This window comes from Thioalkalivibrio sp. AKL9 (genome assembly GCF_000377825.1).
Classification (GTDB): Bacteria; Pseudomonadota; Gammaproteobacteria; order Ectothiorhodospirales; family Ectothiorhodospiraceae; genus Thioalkalivibrio; species Thioalkalivibrio versutus.
In genome coordinates this window covers 55,618-74,823 of sequence record NZ_KB905108.1, presented here as the reverse complement: position 1 = coordinate 74,823, position 19,206 = coordinate 55,618, and the positions used below count along the sequence as shown (strand labels likewise).

The 19,206-nt window shown below is 63.1% G+C and carries 20 protein-coding genes and 4 tRNA genes; 20 read left to right on the top strand and 4 right to left on the bottom strand.

Translation table 11 applies throughout. The features are described 5' to 3' along the window. Positions 1 to 15: 15 nt before the first annotated feature. Positions 16 to 891, bottom strand: coding sequence for a GGDEF domain-containing protein (locus D573_RS0107150; RefSeq protein ID WP_018938842.1), 876 nt, complete (start codon positions 889 to 891; stop codon positions 16 to 18). A 173-nt stretch (positions 892 to 1,064) separates the two neighbouring features. Between D573_RS0107150 and D573_RS0107145 the strand changes: the two genes are divergently transcribed. The 5 genes from D573_RS0107145 (at position 1,065) to D573_RS0107125 (ending at position 2,144) form a co-directional block, all read left to right on the top strand. Beyond that, a tRNA-Pro gene (locus D573_RS0107145) sits at positions 1,065 to 1,141 on the top strand. A 67-nt stretch (positions 1,142 to 1,208) separates the two neighbouring features. Beyond that, positions 1,209 to 1,285: transfer RNA gene (locus D573_RS0107140), tRNA-Arg, on the top strand. 40 nt (positions 1,286 to 1,325) lie between these two features. Further along, positions 1,326 to 1,401: transfer RNA gene (locus tag D573_RS0107135), tRNA-His, on the top strand. A gap of 18 nt (positions 1,402 to 1,419) precedes the next feature. Continuing rightward, positions 1,420 to 1,495: transfer RNA gene (locus D573_RS0107130), tRNA-Lys, on the top strand. A gap of 193 nt (positions 1,496 to 1,688) precedes the next feature. Beyond that, entirely contained in the window at positions 1,689 to 2,144 is a 456-nt protein-coding gene (locus D573_RS0107125) for an RT0821/Lpp0805 family surface protein (RefSeq protein ID WP_038038336.1), read from the top strand. 125 nt (positions 2,145 to 2,269) lie between these two features. On the opposite strand, the gene soxB is transcribed toward D573_RS0107125, so the two are convergent. The 3 genes from soxB to D573_RS0107110 all read right to left on the bottom strand — a co-directional run bounded on the left by soxB (position 2,270) and on the right by D573_RS0107110 (position 6,041). Continuing rightward, positions 2,270 to 4,078, bottom strand: a complete 1,809-nt coding sequence (gene soxB, locus D573_RS0107120; RefSeq protein ID WP_018938844.1) for a thiosulfohydrolase SoxB — start codon at positions 4,076 to 4,078, stop codon at positions 2,270 to 2,272. A 111-nt stretch (positions 4,079 to 4,189) separates the two neighbouring features. Then, on the bottom strand, positions 4,190 to 5,632 hold the full coding sequence (locus tag D573_RS0107115; RefSeq protein WP_018938845.1) for a M48 family metalloprotease: 1,443 nt from the start codon (positions 5,630 to 5,632) through the stop codon (positions 4,190 to 4,192). A 55-nt stretch (positions 5,633 to 5,687) separates the two neighbouring features. After that, positions 5,688 to 6,041: a hypothetical protein gene (locus tag D573_RS0107110; RefSeq protein ID WP_018168412.1), complete on the bottom strand. Its 354-nt coding sequence runs from the start codon at positions 6,039 to 6,041 to the stop codon at positions 5,688 to 5,690. A 198-nt stretch (positions 6,042 to 6,239) separates the two neighbouring features. On the opposite strand from D573_RS0107110, the gene D573_RS0107105 reads away from it, so the two are divergent. The 15 genes from D573_RS0107105 to D573_RS0107035 all read left to right on the top strand — a co-directional run bounded on the left by D573_RS0107105 (position 6,240) and on the right by D573_RS0107035 (position 18,935). After that, positions 6,240 to 6,569, top strand: a complete 330-nt coding sequence (locus D573_RS0107105; protein WP_018144010.1) for a rhodanese-like domain-containing protein — start codon at positions 6,240 to 6,242, stop codon at positions 6,567 to 6,569. Between the two features lie 136 nt (positions 6,570 to 6,705). Next, entirely contained in the window at positions 6,706 to 6,936 is a 231-nt protein-coding gene (locus D573_RS0107100) for a sulfurtransferase TusA family protein (RefSeq protein WP_018144009.1), read from the top strand. Between the two features lie 187 nt (positions 6,937 to 7,123). Continuing rightward, complete coding sequence (locus D573_RS0107095; protein WP_017941141.1) at positions 7,124 to 7,798, top strand: 4Fe-4S dicluster domain-containing protein; 675 nt, start codon at positions 7,124 to 7,126, stop codon at positions 7,796 to 7,798. Positions 7,799 to 7,841: 43 nt separating this feature from the next. Further along, positions 7,842 to 9,248, top strand: coding sequence for a heterodisulfide reductase-related iron-sulfur binding cluster (locus tag D573_RS0107090; protein WP_018938846.1), 1,407 nt, complete (start codon positions 7,842 to 7,844; stop codon positions 9,246 to 9,248). A gap of 23 nt (positions 9,249 to 9,271) precedes the next feature. Continuing rightward, complete coding sequence (locus tag D573_RS0107085) at positions 9,272 to 10,300, top strand: FAD-dependent oxidoreductase (protein ID WP_018168414.1); 1,029 nt, start codon at positions 9,272 to 9,274, stop codon at positions 10,298 to 10,300. After that, a complete protein-coding gene (locus tag D573_RS0107080; RefSeq protein ID WP_018938847.1) occupies positions 10,239 to 11,111 on the top strand; it encodes a hypothetical protein in 873 nt (290 codons plus the stop codon). Before D573_RS0107085 ends, D573_RS0107080 begins: the two co-directional genes overlap by 62 nt. A 49-nt stretch (positions 11,112 to 11,160) precedes the next feature. After that, a complete protein-coding gene (locus D573_RS0107075; RefSeq protein WP_018938848.1) occupies positions 11,161 to 11,877 on the top strand; it encodes a 4Fe-4S dicluster domain-containing protein in 717 nt (238 codons plus the stop codon). Continuing rightward, the gene (locus D573_RS0107070) at positions 11,870 to 12,781 is read left to right on the top strand and encodes a CoB--CoM heterodisulfide reductase iron-sulfur subunit B family protein (protein ID WP_018144004.1); all 912 of its coding nucleotides are present in this window, start codon (positions 11,870 to 11,872) and stop codon (positions 12,779 to 12,781) included. The genes D573_RS0107075 and D573_RS0107070 overlap by 8 nt, the downstream gene beginning before the upstream one ends. Positions 12,782 to 12,892: 111 nt before the next feature. Beyond that, positions 12,893 to 13,339 carry a glycine cleavage system protein H gene (locus D573_RS0107065; protein WP_018938849.1) on the top strand — a complete coding sequence of 149 codons (447 nt, stop codon included), beginning with the start codon at positions 12,893 to 12,895 and terminating at the stop codon, positions 13,337 to 13,339. A gap of 8 nt (positions 13,340 to 13,347) precedes the next feature. Continuing rightward, complete coding sequence (locus D573_RS0107060) at positions 13,348 to 13,755, top strand: DsrE family protein (protein ID WP_026287984.1); 408 nt, start codon at positions 13,348 to 13,350, stop codon at positions 13,753 to 13,755. Between the two features lie 36 nt (positions 13,756 to 13,791). After that, entirely contained in the window at positions 13,792 to 14,229 is a 438-nt protein-coding gene (locus D573_RS0107055) for a glycine cleavage system protein H (protein WP_077276997.1), read from the top strand. Positions 14,230 to 14,334: 105 nt separating this feature from the next. After that, complete coding sequence (locus D573_RS0107050) at positions 14,335 to 15,516, top strand: radical SAM protein (protein ID WP_018938851.1); 1,182 nt, start codon at positions 14,335 to 14,337, stop codon at positions 15,514 to 15,516. Next, positions 15,509 to 16,600 carry a biotin/lipoate A/B protein ligase family protein gene (locus tag D573_RS0107045; protein WP_018649743.1) on the top strand — a complete coding sequence of 364 codons (1,092 nt, stop codon included), beginning with the start codon at positions 15,509 to 15,511 and terminating at the stop codon, positions 16,598 to 16,600. Before D573_RS0107050 ends, D573_RS0107045 begins: the two co-directional genes overlap by 8 nt. Positions 16,601 to 16,625: 25 nt before the next feature. Beyond that, on the top strand, positions 16,626 to 17,708 hold the full coding sequence (locus D573_RS0107040) for an NAD(P)/FAD-dependent oxidoreductase (protein ID WP_018938852.1): 1,083 nt from the start codon (positions 16,626 to 16,628) through the stop codon (positions 17,706 to 17,708). 54 nt (positions 17,709 to 17,762) lie between these two features. Further along, positions 17,763 to 18,935 (top strand): radical SAM protein, encoded by a 1,173-nt coding sequence (locus D573_RS0107035; protein ID WP_018938853.1) that lies wholly within the window; start codon positions 17,763 to 17,765, stop codon positions 18,933 to 18,935. Positions 18,936 to 19,206 lie beyond the last annotated feature (271 nt).

Sequence of the window (19,206 nt, the reverse complement as noted above, 5' to 3'; positions counted from 1 at the left end):
AGCGGAGGTGCCTGGCTACAGGGCCGCCGAGAGGCCGCTTGCGGGCGCGCTGGCCTCGCAGCGGTTGCGCCCGTCCTGTTTGGCGCGATAGAGCGCGTCGTCGGCACGGGCAATCAGGGTCTCGGCGGTGTCCCTGGATTTCGGGTTCGCGTCGAGGCTGGCGATGCCGACGCTGACCGTGACCGTCAGGGTGTCCGGTGCGCAGGGCGGGGCGGCCTGGTGCCCGGTCAGGGTGATCGGGTGGCCGGATATGGCTTCGCGCAGCTTCTCGCCCAGCGCCATGGCTGCCTTGAGGTCGGTATGCGGGGCGACGACGACGAACTCCTCCCCGCCGAAGCGCGCGGCAAGGTCGGAGCGCCGCAGGACTTGCTGCATGCGTTCGGCCAGGGTCGTCAGGATGTAGTCCCCGATCAGGTGGCCCAGGCGGTCATTGATCGGCTTGAACTGGTCGATATCCAGCATCACGACGGACAATGGCTGGCCGTAGCGCCGGGCGCGGGATACTTCCTCGTCCAGCCGGCGATCCATGTGCCGGCGGTTGAACAGGCCGGTCAGCGGGTCGGTGATGGATTCGTGTTCCAGCCGAGTAATGTGGCGGATCTTCTCCACCGAGCTATGGGTCAGACCGACCACGGTGCAGACGAAACAGCCCCCGAGGAGGAAGATGGCTGGCACCAGGAGGTCGGGCAGGCCCTCGTAGAGCCCCCAGTTCAGCGGGATGTAGCCGAAATAGCCGAGGATAAAGACCGGGACCAGAAAGAACATCATCTTCCAGCCGGTGCGGACTCGGCTCTCGGGGAGCTCGCGCAGCAGCCGGGCGAGTGTCCATTGGGCATACAGGAGGCCGCTTGCCCCCAATACAATGGCTGTGTTGGCTACCCAGTCGAGCATCCGTCCCCTCCGCGCTCGCGACCCTGCGAACGTCCCGAGCCGACGTTAGCACGGGGCCGCGCCCGAGGGGAGGGCATTGCAGGCGGAATCTGTTGATGAATGTTGACCGCGAACCCCTCGCGGGGCTACCATCCTGCGCTCGCTGTGTAGGCCCTTTAGCGGGGACGGCTCGACGGGGTATAGCGCAGTCTGGTAGCGCGCCTGCTTTGGGAGCAGGATGTCGGGGGTTCGAATCCCTCTACCCCGACCATGGCTCCCGGCCACGGTTTTCCGGCAGGCTCGGATCAGGCGCCATGGCCTCAATGCTCGGCGGTAACGCGCTCGTAGCTCAACCGGATAGAGCATCGGCCTTCTAAGCCGACGGTTGCAGGTTCGAGTCCTGCCGGGCGCGCCAGGGCCGCCCTTCGCGCAAGTAGCTGTACAGTGACACGGTGGTGACCGTAGCTCAGTTGGTAGAGTCCCGGATTGTGACTCCGGTTGTCGTGGGTTCGAGTCCCATCGGTCACCCCACCCCCTTTTTTGTTCCGGGGGCCGTTAGCTCAATTGGTAGAGCAGTGGACTCTTAATCCATTGGTTGTAGGTTCGATTCCTACACGGCCCACCATTTTCTTTCCCGCTTTTCCCGATTGATCTCAAATAGCGCCGCAGGCGTGTAGCGGATCCCTTTGCCGTTTTCGGTGTGGCGAAGGATGGGGCGGCATATCTCCAGGTCTTTCACCTTCCGTTCAGATGCGCGGGCGTAGTCTGTTTGCGTGTTCGTGTATTAGTGCGGTTTGTGCCGTCGGGAGGCTGGAAAGATGACAGGCAGAATTTTAATGATCCTGATGCTGGCGGGTTTGGTGGCCCTCCTGGCGGGGTGCCAGACGGTGAGCAAGCAGCAGACCGGGGCCCTGATCGGGGGTGCGGCCGGCGGTGTCATCGGCAGTCAGATCGGCGGCGGGCGCGGGCGTACTGCGGCGATTATTGCCGGGACCCTGGCGGGTGCGGCGGTTGGCGGTTCGGTGGGGCGGAGCATGGATGACGTGGACCGGATGCGCGTGTCGCGTACGCTGGAGACGGTCCCGGATCGCCAGAGCTCGACCTGGCGCAACCCGAATACCGGGCATCAGTACCACGCCACACCGACCCGGACCTACCGCTCCTCGGGGCAGGACTGCCGCGAGTACCAGGTGCAGGCCACCATGGACGGCTACCCCGAAACGATTAACGGCACGGCCTGCCGTGATGCCAGCGGGCGCTGGGTGGATGTTTAGAGAGAGCCCCAGTGCCCCGGGCGACTTGTCCCGAGACGGGTCACCCGGAAGACGGCCATAAAAAAGCCCCGCATGAGCGGGGCTTTCTCGTTCCGGGGTTGGCCCCGGAAGGGGGCGCGAACCGATCAGGACCTGCGGTACATGTCCTCGGTGGTCGGGACGTAGCCGAGGTTGTCCTCGCCGATGCCCTTGACCTTCGGTTCGTTGAGGTCGCTAATGCGCACATTGCCGTCCTGGCTGCGCAGGTAGTCGGCGACGCCGTCCCAGATGTCGACCCCGACACCGCCGGGCACGCTCTGCTGCACGCTGGCCCAGCCGGCGACGACGTATTCCTTGTCGGCGTCCAGCTTCCTGCCGTCCAGTTCCATTTCGGAGATCCGGTTGCCGGCACTGGCGCTCGGGTCGATGGCGTACTTCAGGCCGCCGACACGGACCATGTCGCCACCCTGCTGGTAGAACGGGTCGGCGTTGTACAGGTTGTCGGCCACGTCTTCCAGGATGTCCTTGATCTGGGCCCCGGTAAAGGCGTTGCGGGTCATCTCCGGGTAGGTGAGACCGGTCTGGTCCATCACGTGCTCGAATGTGATCGGCATGCCCGGCAACACGGTGGTGCCCCAGCGGAAGCCCGGGGAGAACGAGATCTGCGCATCGTTGTATTCAATCAGGCCATCGCAGATCAGCTGGTCGAAGGTGCCGTTGAAGTTGCCGCGGCGGAACAGCAGGTCCTCGGTGACCGCCAGTTCCTCGGACAGCTTCTCCTCCATGTTGAAGGTCTCGCCCTTCCAGGTGACCTCGCTGTTGCGCATGTTGTGGATGTACGTCGCCATTGCCGGGTCTTCCGGCAGCATCTCGGCGAACACCGGCACCAGGCGGTATTCCCAGTCCTTGATTGCGCCGTCCCGGAAATCGAAGTCCAGCACGCCGACGAACTTGGCGTTGGAGCCGGCATTGGTGACCAGGCAGGTTCCGCCGTCGGGGCGCTCGATTGGCATCGGCTGCGGCACGGCGTCATGGGTATGGCCGCCCATGATGGCGTCCAGACCCTCGACCATGCCGGCCATCTTGATGTCCACGTCCATGCCGTTGTGCGACAGGGCAACGACGATCTCGGCGCCTTCGGCACGCGCGTCGTTGACGGTCTCCTGCATGTCGTCCGGACGGATGCCGAAGGACCACTGTTCGACCATCCAGCGCGGGTTGGCGATCGGGGTGTAGGGGAAGGCCTGGCCCACCACCGCCACGTTCACGCCGTTCATCTCGCGGATCACGTAGGGCTTGAAGATGCGGTCACCCCAGTCCACGTCGCGGACGTTCTGGGCGACGAAGTCGATGCCGGCATCGGCGAAGTCGCCGTTCACGACCTCTTCCACACGGTCCGCGCCGTAGGTGAATTCCCAGTGACCGGTCATGACGTCGATGCCCAGCAGTTTCTGTGCATCGACCATGTCCTGCGCGTTGGTCCACAGCGCGGAGCCGGAGCCGCCGCCCCAGGTGTCGCCGCCGTCCAGCAGGAGGGCGTTCGGTCGCGAGTCACGTAGCTTGTTGATCAGCGTCTTCAGATGCGCAAAGCCGCCTACGCGACCGTACTGTTCGGCCGCTTCCATGAAGTTCAGGTTGGTATAGGCGTGGGCGTAGATGCTGTCGCGTTCGATGTCGTAATGCTTGAGGAAGTGCTCGCTTACGATGTGCGGCGGACGGTTACGCATGTCCGCCACGCCGAGGTTGACGTTTGGCTCGCGGAAGTACACCGGCTTCAGCTGGGCGTGGCAGTCGGTGTAGTGCAGCAGGTGCACATTGCCGAAGCGATCCAGGGTGTCGTAGGGATCACCCGCAGTGCCGCCCTTGTTGTTGCTGCAGGCGGCGGTGCCCAGGGGGAAACCGGCGGCGCTGGCGGCGGCCAGTAACTGCATGAATTCTCGGCGTGAGATGTGCATGAGGAGTTCTACCTCTCTTGTCCGGGTGTATTGGTGGTGGGTTTTCGGGCAGTTCTTATGACTGTCGGTAGACGAATGGTCCTGCGGGAACATTCCCCGCGTACGCGGTTTCTATCGCCGGTCCTCGCGCGCCTCGCGTGCGGTCTCTCGGGCCGTGTCGCGCTTGTCTTCGATGCGTTGACGGTCGCGCTCGCTGGCATCCGAGGCGTCCATTCCCGCCTCGAACTGGCGCACGGCCTCCTCGTACTGGGCGCGATGAAAGAAGTATTCGGCCATGGCCTCGCGGCTGATTGCAATATACCCGGCCGCGTCCGCGATGTCCGCCTGCAGGCGCAGGAGCTCCGGATTGGGGGCCGCCTCGCGGCGGATCATGTCGGACAGGATGCGAATGGCGCGGTCGGGCTGCCCGAGGTCGCGGTGGACCCGGGCCAGGCGTTCGCGGATCACCGGGTGGCCGGGATACACCGCGTCCAGATCTTCCAGCCGTTCCAGCGCCGCGCTGTGTTCGCCTTCCTCGCGCAGCAGTGCTGCGAACGCGAGTTCGAGGGTCAGTCCGGGGGCGTCCGCCGCATCGAGGCGTTCGAGCTGTTCGCGGGCGCGGCCGGGTTCTCCACGTTCGAGATAGGCGACCGCCGCCCCGTAGCGCTGCTGGGGCGAGGGGGTGTCCGTTGCGCGGAAGCGTTCCAGGGTTCGCCGTGGATCCTGCAGCGCCTGCATGCGCGCCTGCATCCACTGGAATTCGGGGCCGCGGTTGCGGGTGTCGCTGGCAGCCATCTGGTTTGCGCGGTTGCGGGCGTCGGTGATCCGGTCGAGGGTGACCGGGTGCGTGCGCAGGTACTCCGGCACCTGGTCGCCGACCCCGCGCGAGAGCTCTTGCAGGCGTTCGAAGAAATCGGCCATCGCATTGGGGTCGAAGCCGGTGCCTTGCAGGATCTGCATCCCGGCACGATCCGCCTCGGCCTCGTTTGCGCGGGTGAAATTGATCTGTTGCTGGATGCCGCCGGCCACACCCCCGGTAATGATGGCCGAGCCCAGGGTGGGGTCCACCGCCGAGGCAAGGATGCCCGCCAGGATGGCGAGGCCGGTGGTGAAATTGACGTCGCGCCCGCGCGCGAACATGCGCGCGAGGTGCCGTTGGGTAACGTGGGCGATTTCGTGTGCGACCACGGCGGCCAGTTCGGCCTCGTCGCGGACCTCCAGCATCAGACCCGCATGGATGCCGATAATGCCCCCGGGCATCGCGAAGGCGTTCACCTGGCTGTTGTCGATGGTCAGGAAGTAGAACGGCCCATCGGCGCTGGGTGCGTTGGCCAACAACTGGCGTCCCAGGGAGTCGACATAAAAGACGATCTCGGGATCGGTCACCAGGGGGGCGCTGCGGCGGACCTCGCGCAGCAGGGAGCGGCCGAGCTCGCGTTCTTCCGCCGGGGTCAGTACGCCGCCGGAGGCCTCGCCCAAGTCGGGCAGGGAAACGCCACTGGAGTGGGCGGGTGGTACCGCCAGGCTCGCCACCACCAGAAGGGCGGCGAGCAGGAAACGGACAATAGAAGGCATGCCGCGAGGGCCGGCGGGCGCCGGCCCTCTGGTGTGGGCATGCCGGGGGCGGTCGTTACTTGCCAAGCCCCGGGGCCGACGAATAGGTGCGCATGCTGTCGCGGGTTTCCCACAGCTTCGGCTTGAGCATCGCCGCAGGCACCATGAACTTCTTGCGGTCCAGCACCTTGTGGGTGCGGACGAGCTTGATCACGTCGTCATAGTCCATCTTGAACAGCAGGCCCACGTCGCCGCCGGAGGTGCGCCGCGCGATCATGTAGTTGTCCTGCATGTCGTGCACGTAGATGTTGGCAGGGCGCAGCTTGCCGTTCTCGTCTTTCAGCGTGACGGCATAGTGGCCGTCGACCTGGAATTCGCTCTTGTCCACCGGGATATCCTCCGCGAAGCAATGAAGCTGATGACTCTGCATCAGCGTTTTCTTAAGCGTGGGCGACGATAGCAGAACTTTTCGTCCCGGGCGACCATCCACCTCTCCTCGCTTGGTCTTGTTTGCATTTCCGATCGGTTTCGCTATGCTCCGCGCCCACTCCTTGCGTAGAGCGGCCGCCGGTCAGAGCTCGCGCGACGAGTACGGCATCCCCCGCAAGTGAAAGACCCGGAGCGCAGCGTGTACGGATTTACCGAGATCACCCCGGACGAACTGGAGCAGTGGCGCAACGAGGGCAAGAGCTTTCGTTTGCTGGATGTGCGCTCGCCGGGCGAGACCGGTCGCGGCGTTATCCCGGGGGCAGAGCTTGTCCCGCTGGCCACTTTGCCGCTGCGCAAGGACGAGTTCACCGGTAGCGATGCGCCGGTGGTCATTTACTGTCAGAGTGGGGCGCGTTCCGCCCAGGCCTGCGCCTTTCTCGCCCAACAGGGCGTGGACTGTGCAAGCAGCCTGCGCGGCGGCATTGTCGGGTGGGCCCAGACCGGAAAACCGGTGGTAAGCCCGGATTAGAATTCGGTTGTATTCCGATGCCGATTCGCCTATAAGGGGGAATTCGGTTGATTACCGTTCGGTAATGGCTGCAGCGCACGGGGCCCAACCGAACCGCAGTACACGACTGATAAAACGCACTCAAAGGAGAGAAACGATGGCCAACTTTGACCAAGAACTCGATGCTTCCGGCCTGAACTGCCCGCTGCCGATCCTGCGCGCCAAGAAGGCGCTGGCCGCGATGGACGCCGGCCAGGTTCTGCACATCATCGCGACCGACCCGGGCGCCGTGAAGGACTTCCAGGCGTTTTCCAAGCAGACCGGCAACGAGCTGATGGAGCACAAGGAAGAAGGCGGCAAGTTCTACTTCCTGATCAAGAAGGGCTAAGGCGCTTCAAGTGCTTGATTCGGGGCGGCAATTCGCAAGGGTTGCCGCCCCGAATCCTGAATAACGATGGTTGCCATGCGGTAACTGGATTGGTGCCTGGACGAGGTCTAGGCTGGCTGCGCAAGGTTCACAAGAAACCTGCATCGCCTAAAGCGAAGAGGTGTGAGATATGGCGACATACGCTGAGATGCAGCAAATCTTCGACGATATTCGTGGAGATTTTCGCTACGACCACGAGCTTAACGGCTGCCTGAACTGCGGCATCTGCACGGCCACGTGTCCGTCCGCCCAGTTCTACGATTACTCGCCGCGCGAGATCGTGCAGCTGCTCTGGACCGAGAACGTCGAGCAGATCTACGACGCGATGCAGGAAAAGATCTGGGCCTGCGCCCAGTGCATGACCTGTGCGGCGCGCTGCCCGTTCAAGAACTCCCCCGGTGGCCTGGTCGCGATCATGCGCGAAGTGGCCATCAAGCACGAGATGCAGTCCGCCAAGGACGTGCTTCGTCCGTTCGGCCGCGTCATGCTCAAGCTGATCACCACGGGGAACCAGCTGTCTCCCGATATGATCCAGCCCGATCACTTCCCTGACTGGGGCCCCAACATCCAGAAGGTGGAAGGTGATCTGCGCATCCTGCGCAAGGCGATTCCGGTGAAGACGCTGCAGACGGTCGAGACCGCCTGGGAAGTGTCCCTGAAGACCTCGGTGGAGATGTACACCATCTGGGAAATGACCGGAGTCCTGAAGTCCCTCGAGCTGATGGACGAGAATCTCTTCGACGTGATCGAAGACTTCATCGACGAGAAGCGCGAGGACTACGAAGACTGGCTCGAGGAGCAGGAAGAGGAAGACGACGAGTAAGTCGTCCACCGATTCCCGCATCCAAGACATCAGGAGAAGCGTTATGAGTGAACAGACCCCAGGCAATCACAACCAGAATGGTGAAGGCGCTGGCGCCGGCACCATGAAGCCCGGTTCCCACAACACTGACGGGCAGGGCATCGCCGGTCACGGTTCGTTCTTCCAGTCGACCGATCTGTCGAAGGAAGACGCAGTCAAGGCCACCGACTGGGTGCGCAAGCACGTCGACCGCCGCACCGTCGACCTTGGCGACCGCATGGACGACGTCCGCGAGCACATGTACGAGCTCGAGAAGGACGGCCAGATCATCATTCATCGCATCAACGATGAACACGAGCCGATGTCGGTGAAGACCCTGTTCGGCTGGGACAAGAAGGTCCCGACCAAGCAGCTGTGGCACCACAAGTCCTGTGGCCAGTGCGGGAACATTCCTGGCTACCCGACCTCGCTGCTGTGGTTCATGAACAAGTTCGGCTTCGAGCCGGGCAAGGACTACCTCGACGAAACCGACCAGACTTCCTGCACCGCGTGGAACTACCACGGCTCCGGTATCGGGAACGTCGAGTCGCTCGCTGCGGTGTTCCTGCGCAACTTCCACCAGGCCTACGTCTCCGGCAAGCAGCACGGCCACGAGCTGGGTCATTTCTACCCGCTGGTCCATTGCGGCACCTCCTTCGGTAACTACAAGGAGATCCGCAAGTATCTGGTCGAGTCCGCCGAACTGCGCGAGAAGGTCACCAAGATCCTCGGCAAGCTGGGTCGCCTGGTCGACGGCAAGCTGGTCATCCCGGAAGAGATCATCCACTACTCCGAGTGGGTGCACGTGATGCGTAACCGTATCGCTTCCGAGCTGCAGACCATCGACGTCTCCAACATCCGCACCACCGCCCACGTGGCCTGCCATTACTACAAGATGGTCCACGAGGACGCGGTGTACGATCCCACCGTGCTGGGCGGCAACCGTACCGCGATCATTACCTCCACCGCCCAGGCTCTGGGTGCGCAGGTGATTGACTATTCGACCTGGTACGACTGCTGCGGCTTCGGCTTCCGCCACATCATCTCCGAGCGCGAATTCACTCGCTCGTTCACGATGGATCGCAAGATCCGCGTGGCCCGCGAGGAAGCCAACGCCGACGTGATGCTGGCCAACGATACCGGCTGTGTCACGACCATGGACAAGAACCAGTGGATCGGCAAGGCACATAACCAGAACTTCCAGATCCCGATCATGGCGGAAGTCCAGTTCGCGGCCCTGGCCTGCGGTGCGGACCCGTTCAAGATCGTCCAGCTGCAGTGGCACGCGTCGCCCTGCGAGGACCTGGTCGAGAAGATGGGCATGTCCTGGTCCGAGGCCAAGAAGACCTTCCAGGAGTACCTGAAGGAAGTCGAAGCCGGCAATATCGAATACCTCTACAATCCTGAACTCGCTTACGGGGGCAAGGTCTGATGCAGCAAGATACCGTTCTAGTAGTGGGTGGTGGGCCGGCCGGTCTGGCCGCTGCCGCCAATGTCAACTCGGCCGGCTACAAGGCCGTGGTGGTCGAGAAGGAAGACGTCCTCGGCGGCGCCCCGATCCTGTCGGGTTACGCCAAGCTGGTGCCTTCCGGCGAGTGGGCCAAGGACGCCATTGGTCGCATGGTCAAGCGCGTGGAAGACGACGCCAACTCGACCGTGCACAAGAGCGCCAAGGTCGAGAAGCTGGAAGGCGAGGCGGGTAACTTCACCGCCACGCTGACCAACGGCGAATCCGTCCAGGCGGGCGCCGTGGTCCTGGCAACCGGCTTCACCCATTTTGACTCCATCAACAAGCCGGAGTGGGGTTTTGGCACGTATGAAGACGTGCTGACCACCACCCAGATGGAACAGATGGTGGGCAGTGGCAAGATCGCCTGCCCGTCCGACGGCCGTGTGCCGGAGCGTGTCTGCATCCTGCTGTGCGTGGGCTCCCGTGACCGTCAGATCGGTCGCGAATGGTGCTCCAAGATCTGCTGCACCGTCTCCGCCAACCTGGCGATGGAGATCAAGGAGATCTCACCGGAAACCGACGTGTTCATCTACTACATGGACATCCGGACCTTCGGCCTGTACGAAGACAAGTTCTACTGGAAGTCCCAGGAAGAGTTCAAAACCAAGTTCGTCAAGGCCCGTATCGCGGAAGTGACGGCCTCGGGCGATGGTCGCCTGCTGGTCAAGGGTGAAGATACCCTGGTCAAGCGCCCGATCATCATCCCGTTCGATATCGTCGTGCATGCCATTGGCATGGATCCGAACGCCGATAACCCCGAGCTTTCCCAGGTGTTCGGTATCGGCCTCGAGAAGCACGGCTTCATCGAGAAGGCCGAGCAGTACACCAACACCTGTGGCACCACCCGCAAGGGAATCTACTCCTGCGGTGCGGCCTACGGTCCCGAGACGATCGACGACTCGATCGCCCAGGGTGCCGCCGCCGGTGGCCGCGCGGTTGCGGATCTGCATGCGCTGGTTCAGAAAGCCGGCTGAGGTCGTCAGCGACGAGGCGGCTTCGGGGCTCGCCCCGGAGCCGCTTGAGGTTACCTTTGACAAGGAGATCCTCGCGTCCAAGCTCTCCACCCTGAAAGGGGCTATCGCCGAAGCGGGCGGTGTCGATGGGTTGGAGACGTTCATCGAGGCCTTGCGTTCGAAGCACGAAGTCTTTGCGGCGATCGTGGCCAAGGGCGACGAGATCGATGCAGAGGATGTTCGGGCCCTTGGGGGGCTGGTCTTTTCGGTTCGCCGGAAGCTGGTCACCCTGATGGCGGAACGGCAAGGGGCCCTGGTGGACGGGGTGCGTGCCCTGGTCCACCCGGATGTGGATGTCAACGACCGCCTCGCCGCATTCGCGGACCTGGCGGCAGATGACAAGAAACTGCGCCGGGCGATCTGGGACTTCGGTGCCGAGATCCTGCATTTTGCAGATCCCGAGGCTGTGCCACTGGCTTGCCGCTGGGTCTGGGATACGTCGACCACGACTGGGTCGTTGCGCGAGTTCATTCGCGCCAACGACACGCTTCGGTCAATCCCGATCGGGGAGTCAGTCGGTGCGATCGAGGGGGCACGGCGCTGGTTTTACGAGGCGCTGGCGGAAGAGGGCTTTTACCGTGACCTGCCGTTTGTAACGGATCTGGTCTGGGTCCAGGCCTATTCGGACTACGCCCGATCGCTGTCGATGAGTTTAGGGATGATCGACAACCAGTTTGGTGGCAAGCAGGATCCGCTCGAGCTGGCGGTGAAGATGCTGGGGATCGATTCCCCGGAAGGTCGCCTGAAAGGAACCGATGCGTCGCTGCATTGAATAACGGAACGAACTTGAGCCTGGCAAGACAGGTTTTCGGAGAGACGTCATGGCAATACATGAAAAAGCACTGATCGAGGACGAACGACTCCAGCAGCACGACGAGCTGGTGGTCGACGGGGTGGATGTTTCCGGTCACTGGAACACCATGATTGCCCCGCGCACGGTTCGCGATTACGACGACGATTTCGAGGCGAAGATCCAGACCTACACGGGTGCGGAGAACGTGCACCGCTGCTGGCAGTGCGGGTCCTGCACCAACTCCTGCACGATGTACGCGCAGAATGTGCAGTTCAATCCGCGCTACTGGATCTACCTGACCCGGCTTGGCATGAAGGAAGAGCTGGTCAAGGACAAGGACATCATCTGGCAGTGCGTTTCTTGCAACAAATGCACGAACATCTGCCCGAAGGACGTGAAGCCGGAAGGCGTGATGAAGGCGCTGGCGCACTGGATGGAAGAGGAAGGGATCACCGAAAAGACCCCGTCCAGCATCTTCGATGAAGAGTTCGCCGATCAGATCTACAAAACCGGCCGCATCGAAGACGGCAAGGTCATGCAGAACTTCTTCAAGAAGACCGGCCAGCCGCTTCTGCAGGAATGGCTGAAGGTGTTCGTCTTCCGCATGATGAAGCACCTCCCGGTGAAACACCTGATGGCGATGGGCTTCAACACGATTCATACGCCGCGCACCAAGTCCTGGGGCAAGACCGGGGACGTGCTGAAGAGTTACGTGCGCGAACAGAAGGAGGCCGCTCATGGCTAAGGTTGCTTACTATCCGGGTTGCGCACTTGAGGGCTCCGGTGGGCCGTACGATCGCTCCACCCGCGTGCTGGTGAAGGCGCTGGGGCTCGAGATGGAGAACCTGCGCGACTGGAACTGCTGTGGCGCGATGGAGGTGAAGAACGTTCACCCCATGCTGCAGACCTACCTGTCCGCACGGAACATGGCGATCGCCTCCGAGCAGATGGGCATGGACACCGTGATGGCCCCCTGTAACGGCTGCTATCACAACCTGAAGAAAGCCGAGTTCGAAACTGCCACGTCGGAAGACGCGATGAACACCGTGCAGGATCTTGCGCGTCAGTCGGATGACCCGGTCTACAGCGGCGACGTTCGCACCCTGCATCTGCTCGAGTGGCTGATGGAAGAACTCGGTCCGGAAGGCATCAAGCAGAAGATGACCAAGAGCCTGAACGGCATCAAGGTCGCGAACTACTACGGCTGCATGTACACCCGTCCGCGCCAGATCTTCCCGGAGAAGGACAATGGCCCGGGCTCCGACTCCAGCTATCAGCCGCACTTCATGGATGACCTTCTGGGCGCCGCGGGTGCCGTGAACGTCGAATATCCGTTGAAGACGTCCTGCTGCGGTGGTGCGCACACGTTGTCCGATTCCGATACCTCGACCCAGCTGGTGCTGAACCTGCTGCAGTCGGCGGAAGACTCCGGTGCGGAAGTGATCGCCACCGAGTGCCCGACCTGTCACTCCGGTCTGGAGATGCACCAGGTTCGTGCCGAGACCGAGTTCGGCATCAAGACCGATGTGAAGGTGCTGTACTTCACCCAGTTGCTGGGTCTGGCCATGGGCCTGTCCGCGCGGAAACTGGGCATTCACGAGAACGTGAGTGACTCGATTGGCCTGCTGAAGGAGAAGGGGGTCATTTGATCCCTGGACCCATGCCCGGCATGGCCCATCAATGACTTTGGAAGACGGGCGCCTGGCGCCCGTTTTTTTGTGTAGGCACGGGTCCCCGCGGTCCCGGGAATGAGGCGAAACATGGATTGCAACGGCTGCGAGTTTCACCCTGAACTGTTCTACGACGACGAATTCCAGATCTGGCTTCGGCGCGAGGACGACGACACCCTGACCGTGGGCATGACCGACCTGTCGCAGACGATTGCGGGCAAGATCATCCACGTGCGGGTGCGGCGGCCGGGTACGCGGCGACCGCCGGGCAAGCCGGTTGCCACGATCGAAAGTGGAAAGTGGGCGGGTCCGATCCCCAACTTCATCGACTGCAAGATCGTGGAGGGGAACGAGGAGGTGCTGGAGAACCCGGTGCTGCTGAATTCGGATCCCTACAATGCCTGGATTGCCCGAGTCGAGCCCACCAACGGGATCGAGTCCGCGCTGGAGGTGTTCCTGACCGGGGACAAGGCCGAGGAAGGCTACTGCAAGCGGGCCAAGGACGATGACATCCAGTGCCAGCGAAAGCTGCGGTGAGCGGGACCATGGCTGATATCGACGACGATTATTACCTGGACAACGACGAGCAGACGGTCGTGATCATCATGACCTCGGGCCCGTCGACGCCCGGCCGTTGCGCCACGCCGTTCTATCTCGGCGCGGTCATGGCCTCGATGGATGTGGACGTGCACATCTTCTTCACCATGGAGGGCGTGCGCTTGATGGAGCAGGGTGTAGCGGATGATCTGCGGGCCATGGAAGACGGCAAGTTGATCAAGGACTTTATCCAGGACGCAAAACGCGCAGGCGTGCGCTTGCACGTTTGCCAGCCCGCTCTGCCGGGGTATAGAATCGACGCGTCTTCGGATCTCATCGACGATGTCGATGAAGTGAATCGGGCGAGCGAGTTAGCCGACCTGATACTACGCAGTGATAAAACGATAACGTTTTAATTTTCCCGCTTTATTTGAATATTCCTGGAGGAAGACATGGGTGCAGTTCGGGGTTGTGATATTCCGGAAGATCTGATGTACAACGTTGAAAACAACGTTTGGGTGCGCAAGGAAAGCGACGGTACCGCCACCGTCGGTCTGACGTCCTACGCCTGTTCGCTGGCGGGCACGATTGTGTCCTACACCCCGAAGAAGGTCGGCAAGACGGTCAAGAAGGACAAGTCCTGCACCACCGTCGAATCCGGCAAGTGGGTGGGTCCGGCCAAGACCCCGGTCACCGGTGAAGTCACCGAGACCAACGACAAGGTTGCGGGTAACCCGGGCCTGATCAACGAAGATCCCTACGGCGAAGGCTGGCTGATCAAGCTGAAGCCGGAAGACTGGGATGGCGAAATCGGCGATCTGAAGACCGGTTCCGACGCCCATGCGGCCTTCGAAGCCAAGATGGAAGCGGACGGTTTCGGCGGCTGCTAAGCCCCGATCCGGTCCGGGCCGCTGACCCGTTGCGGTTGGCGGCCTCTTTTTTTCGGTAATACCCGAGTAAAACCTTCAAGAAATGCGCCGACCCGGAGACCGCCGATGACAAGCTGGAACGATGTGATCCAGCGGGTAGAGCCCCTCGAGGACGTCCCCGTCGATCCGTTGCTGGTTGATGACCTCCAGCATAGCCTGCAACACGCCGGGGATCCGGGTTCGGTGCACTTTTATACCCCGACCTTCAAGTCCTACCAGTCCAGTGAGCTGGCCGATTGTGGCAAGAGTGCGTGGCCTGCGATGTCCATCACCGGTGGTGATTGCAAGCTGGCCTGTGACCACTGCAAGGCCAAGATCCTGGACCCGATGATCCCCGTCCGCACCCCGGAGGATCTCTGGCGCCAGGTGAATGGCGTGATCGAGTCCGGCGCCCAGGGCATGCTCCTGACCGGTGGCTCGAATCATCGCAACGAGGTGGAATACGACCCGTATTACTCCACCATCCGGCGCATCAAGGACGAGTTCCCCGAATTCCGCATTGCCATGCATACCGCACTGGTGGACGACGACATTGCGCTGTCCATGGAGCAGGCGGGAATCGATGCGGCGATGATGGACGTCATCGGTGCCCAGGACACCATCACGCAGGTCTATCACCTGCGGCGCAGCGTGGACGACTTCGAGCGCACGCTCGAGAGCCTGGTGAACACCAACATGAAGGTGGTCCCGCATATCGTGATCGGCCTGCACTACGGCAAGCTGCTGGGCGAGTGGAATGCGCTCGAGATGCTGGCGCGCCACCTGCCGGATGCCGTGGTGCTGGTGGTGGTCATGCCGTTCTACGCGCCGGCCAGTCGCCCGTTCGAGACCCCGGATGTGCATGCGGTGGGCCGCTTCTTCCACGACGCCCGCGCACGCCTGGGTGATACCTCGCTGCTGCTGGGCTGCGCCCGTCCGCCGGGCGAGGCCAAGAGCCAGATCGACAGCTACGCCGTGATGGCGGGCCTGTCCGGGATCGCTCACCCGGCGGAAGGGGTGGTGGAACTCGCCGCGCGCCTGGGCAAGAAGGTGCGCGTGACTCCGGCCTGTTGCTCGATCGCTGTCGGTGACGAGGTGATGGCCGAGGACGCCGGTGTTGCCAGTGGCGTGGAACTGGACCTGGACACCATCGTGGCCGAGGAAGCCCGCCGTCGCGAGCAGGAGCGCAAGGCGCGCCAGGGCCTGGGCGGTATTCGCATCGTCACCGAGGGGGGCGAGGTTGCAGCCGGAGGTGGATGTCATGCCTGAGCGCGACCAGACGACCCTGCGCATCCTCGACACCGGGCTGCGCCCGGCCGCCGAGAACATGGCGTTCAACCGCGCCCTGCTGGAATGCCATCAGGAAGGCGCATCGCCGCATACCCTGCGCTTTTTGCAGTTCCAGCCCTGTGCCCTGGTGGGGTTCCACCAGAACGTGGACCAGGAGATCAACACCGAGTACTGCCAGGAGAACGGCATCGCCATCCAGCGCCGCATCACCGGCGGTGGTGCGATCTATTTCGATGCCACCCAGCTCGGTTGGGAACTGTATCTGGACAAACGCTTTCTCGGTTCGGCCGACATGGGTCAGATTGCCGCGCGCATCTGTAACGCAGCGGCGGCCGGCATGCGTTCGCTGGGCGTGGACGCGCAGTTTCGCCCGCGCAACGATATCGAAGTGGATGGTCGCAAGATCTCCGGTACCGGCGGCGCCTTTGACGGCGATTCGATCATGTACCAGGGCACGTTGCTGATCGAGTTCGATGTCGAGGACATGCTGCGCATCCTGCGCATACCGGCGGAGAAGCTTTCCAACAAGGCCATCGAGTCCGCCCGCGACCGGGTAGTGAACCTCGCCACACTGCTCGACGAGATGCCCGCATTGGACGTGGTCAAGGAGGCCATTGCGCGCGCCTTCGCCGAGGAGTTCGGGGTGCGCACCGAAGCCGCCGACCTGCTCCCGGAAGAGCGCCGCGCCTTCGACGAGGCGCTGGCCGACATCGATTCCGAAGAGTGGGTGTATCAGCGCAACCGTCCGGCGACCGATGCCCCGATGTTCGAGAGTATCTCCAAGTCCGATGGCGGGCTGATGCGGGTGGGTGTGGCGCTGGACCCGGAGCGCAAGCGTCTGAAGCAGCTGTGGATTACCGGGGACATCTTCGTGAAGCCGGCCCGCACGATCGCCGATCTCGAGGCGGCCCTGCGCGATACGCCGCAGGCGGAGATGGAAGAGCGCGTGCGCGCCTTCTTCGCCGAACGCGACGTCGAGATGCTCCAGCTGAGCGCCGACGACTTTATCGCCGCGATCCAGTCTGCGCTGGCGCAGGCCGAGGTCGAAACGGTCGCGGAATGATGAACGGAACACGAGGTTTTCGCTAATGCTGCCCGCCGCGGTGGATGTGCTGGTCGTTGGTCTGGGCCCGGGCGGGGCCTCGGCCGCGCGTGTGTGTGCCGAGGCCGGGTTGTCGGTGCTCGCGGTCGAGCGTAACAAGGCCTTCGGCGAGCCGGTGCAATGCGCCGAGTTCATCCCCAACCCGATGGGCGCGTACGCGCAGCCCGACGGCGTGTTGCTGCAGCGGATCGACGCGATGCAGAGCTTCCTGCCCTCCGGCGCGGTGGAACATTCCGACTTCCCGGGCCTGATGGTGGATCGCGGCGAGTTTGATCGCGCCATCATCCGTGCCGCCGAGGCGAACGGGGCGCAGCTGGTGACCTCGACTCCGCTGGTGGCGGTGGACGCGGAGCGTCATACCGCCCGGGTGAAACACGCCGGTGTCGAACACGAGATCGGCTATCGCGTGCTGATCGCGGCCGATGGGCCGCATTCGCCGGTCGCCGAGACGCTGGGCCTTCCGGCCCTGCCGACGGTGCAGACCCGCCAGTACACCGTGCCGCTGAACAAGCCCTACACCGCCACCGATGTCTGGCTGTCCGATGACTACCCGGGCGGCTACGCCTGGCTGTTCCCCAAGGGCCAATGGGCCAATCTCGGTCTGGGCGCGGACAAGCGCATTGCCGGTGATCTCAAGGCTCCGCTGGAATCCCTGCATGCCCAGCTCGTGGAACAGGGTCTGCTGGGCGAGGAGATCCGCTACCGCACCGGCGGGGCGATCCCGGTCGGCGGCCTGCGCGACTCGCTGGTCGCGGGCGACGTGCTGTTCGTTGGCGACGCGGGTGGCCTGACGCACCCGATTACCGGTGCCGGTATTGCCGCCGCCGTGGTTTCGGGCGAGGCCGCCGGCGAGGCCGCGATCGGCCACCTGGGAGGCGACGCCGAGGCCCTGGCCGACTATGACGAGGACATGCGCGACCAGTACGGGCCGGCGCTGGATCGCGCCTGCGAGCGGCGCGCCTTCCTCAACGAACACTGGCGAACCCCGCGGGCGCAGGAAGATGCCACTCAGCGCCGCGGATGGATTGCATTTTCCGAGTATTTCAACGATGGTGACCGGGCCGCGTAATCGGCCCCGGTCGACGGATGCCTGGCATCCCCGAGACAACGCTGGAGGAATTCCATGAGTGCAAGTGCAGAGGAGATGGTCGCGCCGATCAACTTTTATCGGCCCGACTATCACATCAAGACCCCGGACATGCGTTCGCCGGAGTACGTGCAGATGTCCACCGCGGCCGCGATCACGCTGGGCCTGGTGCCGGGCACCATGCATCGCACGTCCTGCACGCACTGCCTGAACCTCCTGGTCACGTACCCGGAAGGCTGCCGTGCCAACTGTTCCTACTGCGGCCTGGCCCGCCACCGCGAGGAATCGCGGGATTACGCCGACCGCAACTTCATCCGCGTCGACTGGCCCACCGCCAAGTACGACGAGGTGATCGAACGCGTGAAGAACCACGCCGACGGCGGCCAGTTCGAGCGCATGTGCATCTCCATGATCACCCACCCGAACTCCGACGCCGACACCGTCGAGCTGCTGGAGCGCTGGGTCGCCGAGGTCAACCATATCCCGGTGTCGATCCTGTCCAATCCGACCACCATGAGCTATGAAGACCTCCAGCTCCTGCGCGACAAGGGTGCGGACATCTTCACCGTCGCACTGGACGCGGTGACCCCGGAGATCTTCGAGCGCACCCGCGGCAAGGCGGTCGAGAGCCCGCATAGCTGGGACAAGTACTGGCAGTCCATCGAGTGGGCCGCCGAGATCTTCGGTCCGGAGAAGTTTGGCGCGCACCTGATCTGCGGCATGGGCGAGACCGAGGAAGAGATCCTGCAGGTCTGCCAGCGCATTCGTGACCTGGGCGGCCACAACCACATGTTTGCCTTCTTCCCGGAAGAGGGCTCGCTGATGGAAGACTGGAACCCGGTCCCGCGTGACCAGTGGCGCCGCGTGCAGCTGGGTCGCTTCGTCATCGACTACGCCGGTGGCCGCATCGACGACATGAAGTTCAATGCCGACGGCCAGGTCGTGGACTTCGGTCTGCCGCAGGCCGAGGTGGAAGAACTGATTGCCTCCGGCAAGCCGTTCCAGACCTCCGGCTGCCCCGGCAAGTCGGACGAGGAGGTCTCGGCCTGCAACCGCCCGTATGGCGATTCCAGCCCGACGGACATCCTGTCCTTCCCGTTCGCGCTCAACTCGACCGACGTCGGCTTCGTCCAGCGGCAGATGGCCGGGGAGGATGTCGGCACCTTCGACTTCGACGCCGACGAGGCGGAAGACGAGAAGACAGCCTGAAATCGATAGTGGTAGTATCCAGCGAAAGCCCCGGTACCCCCGGGGCTTTCGCACGTCAGGGGGTCAATAAGACTTTTTGAATATTCAGGTTTCGAGCAGGGTTATCAAGGCCATTCGTCCGAGTGCCCTTGAACACACCTGTCGAAAAACCCGCGCCACGGTCGGTCACCGTGGCGCGGGCCGTGGGAACACCACCAAGACCGGACCGGCGGCGATACAAGGGGGCCGCGCGGAACCGGGGTGTTCGCACAACACAACAAGAAGACCACCA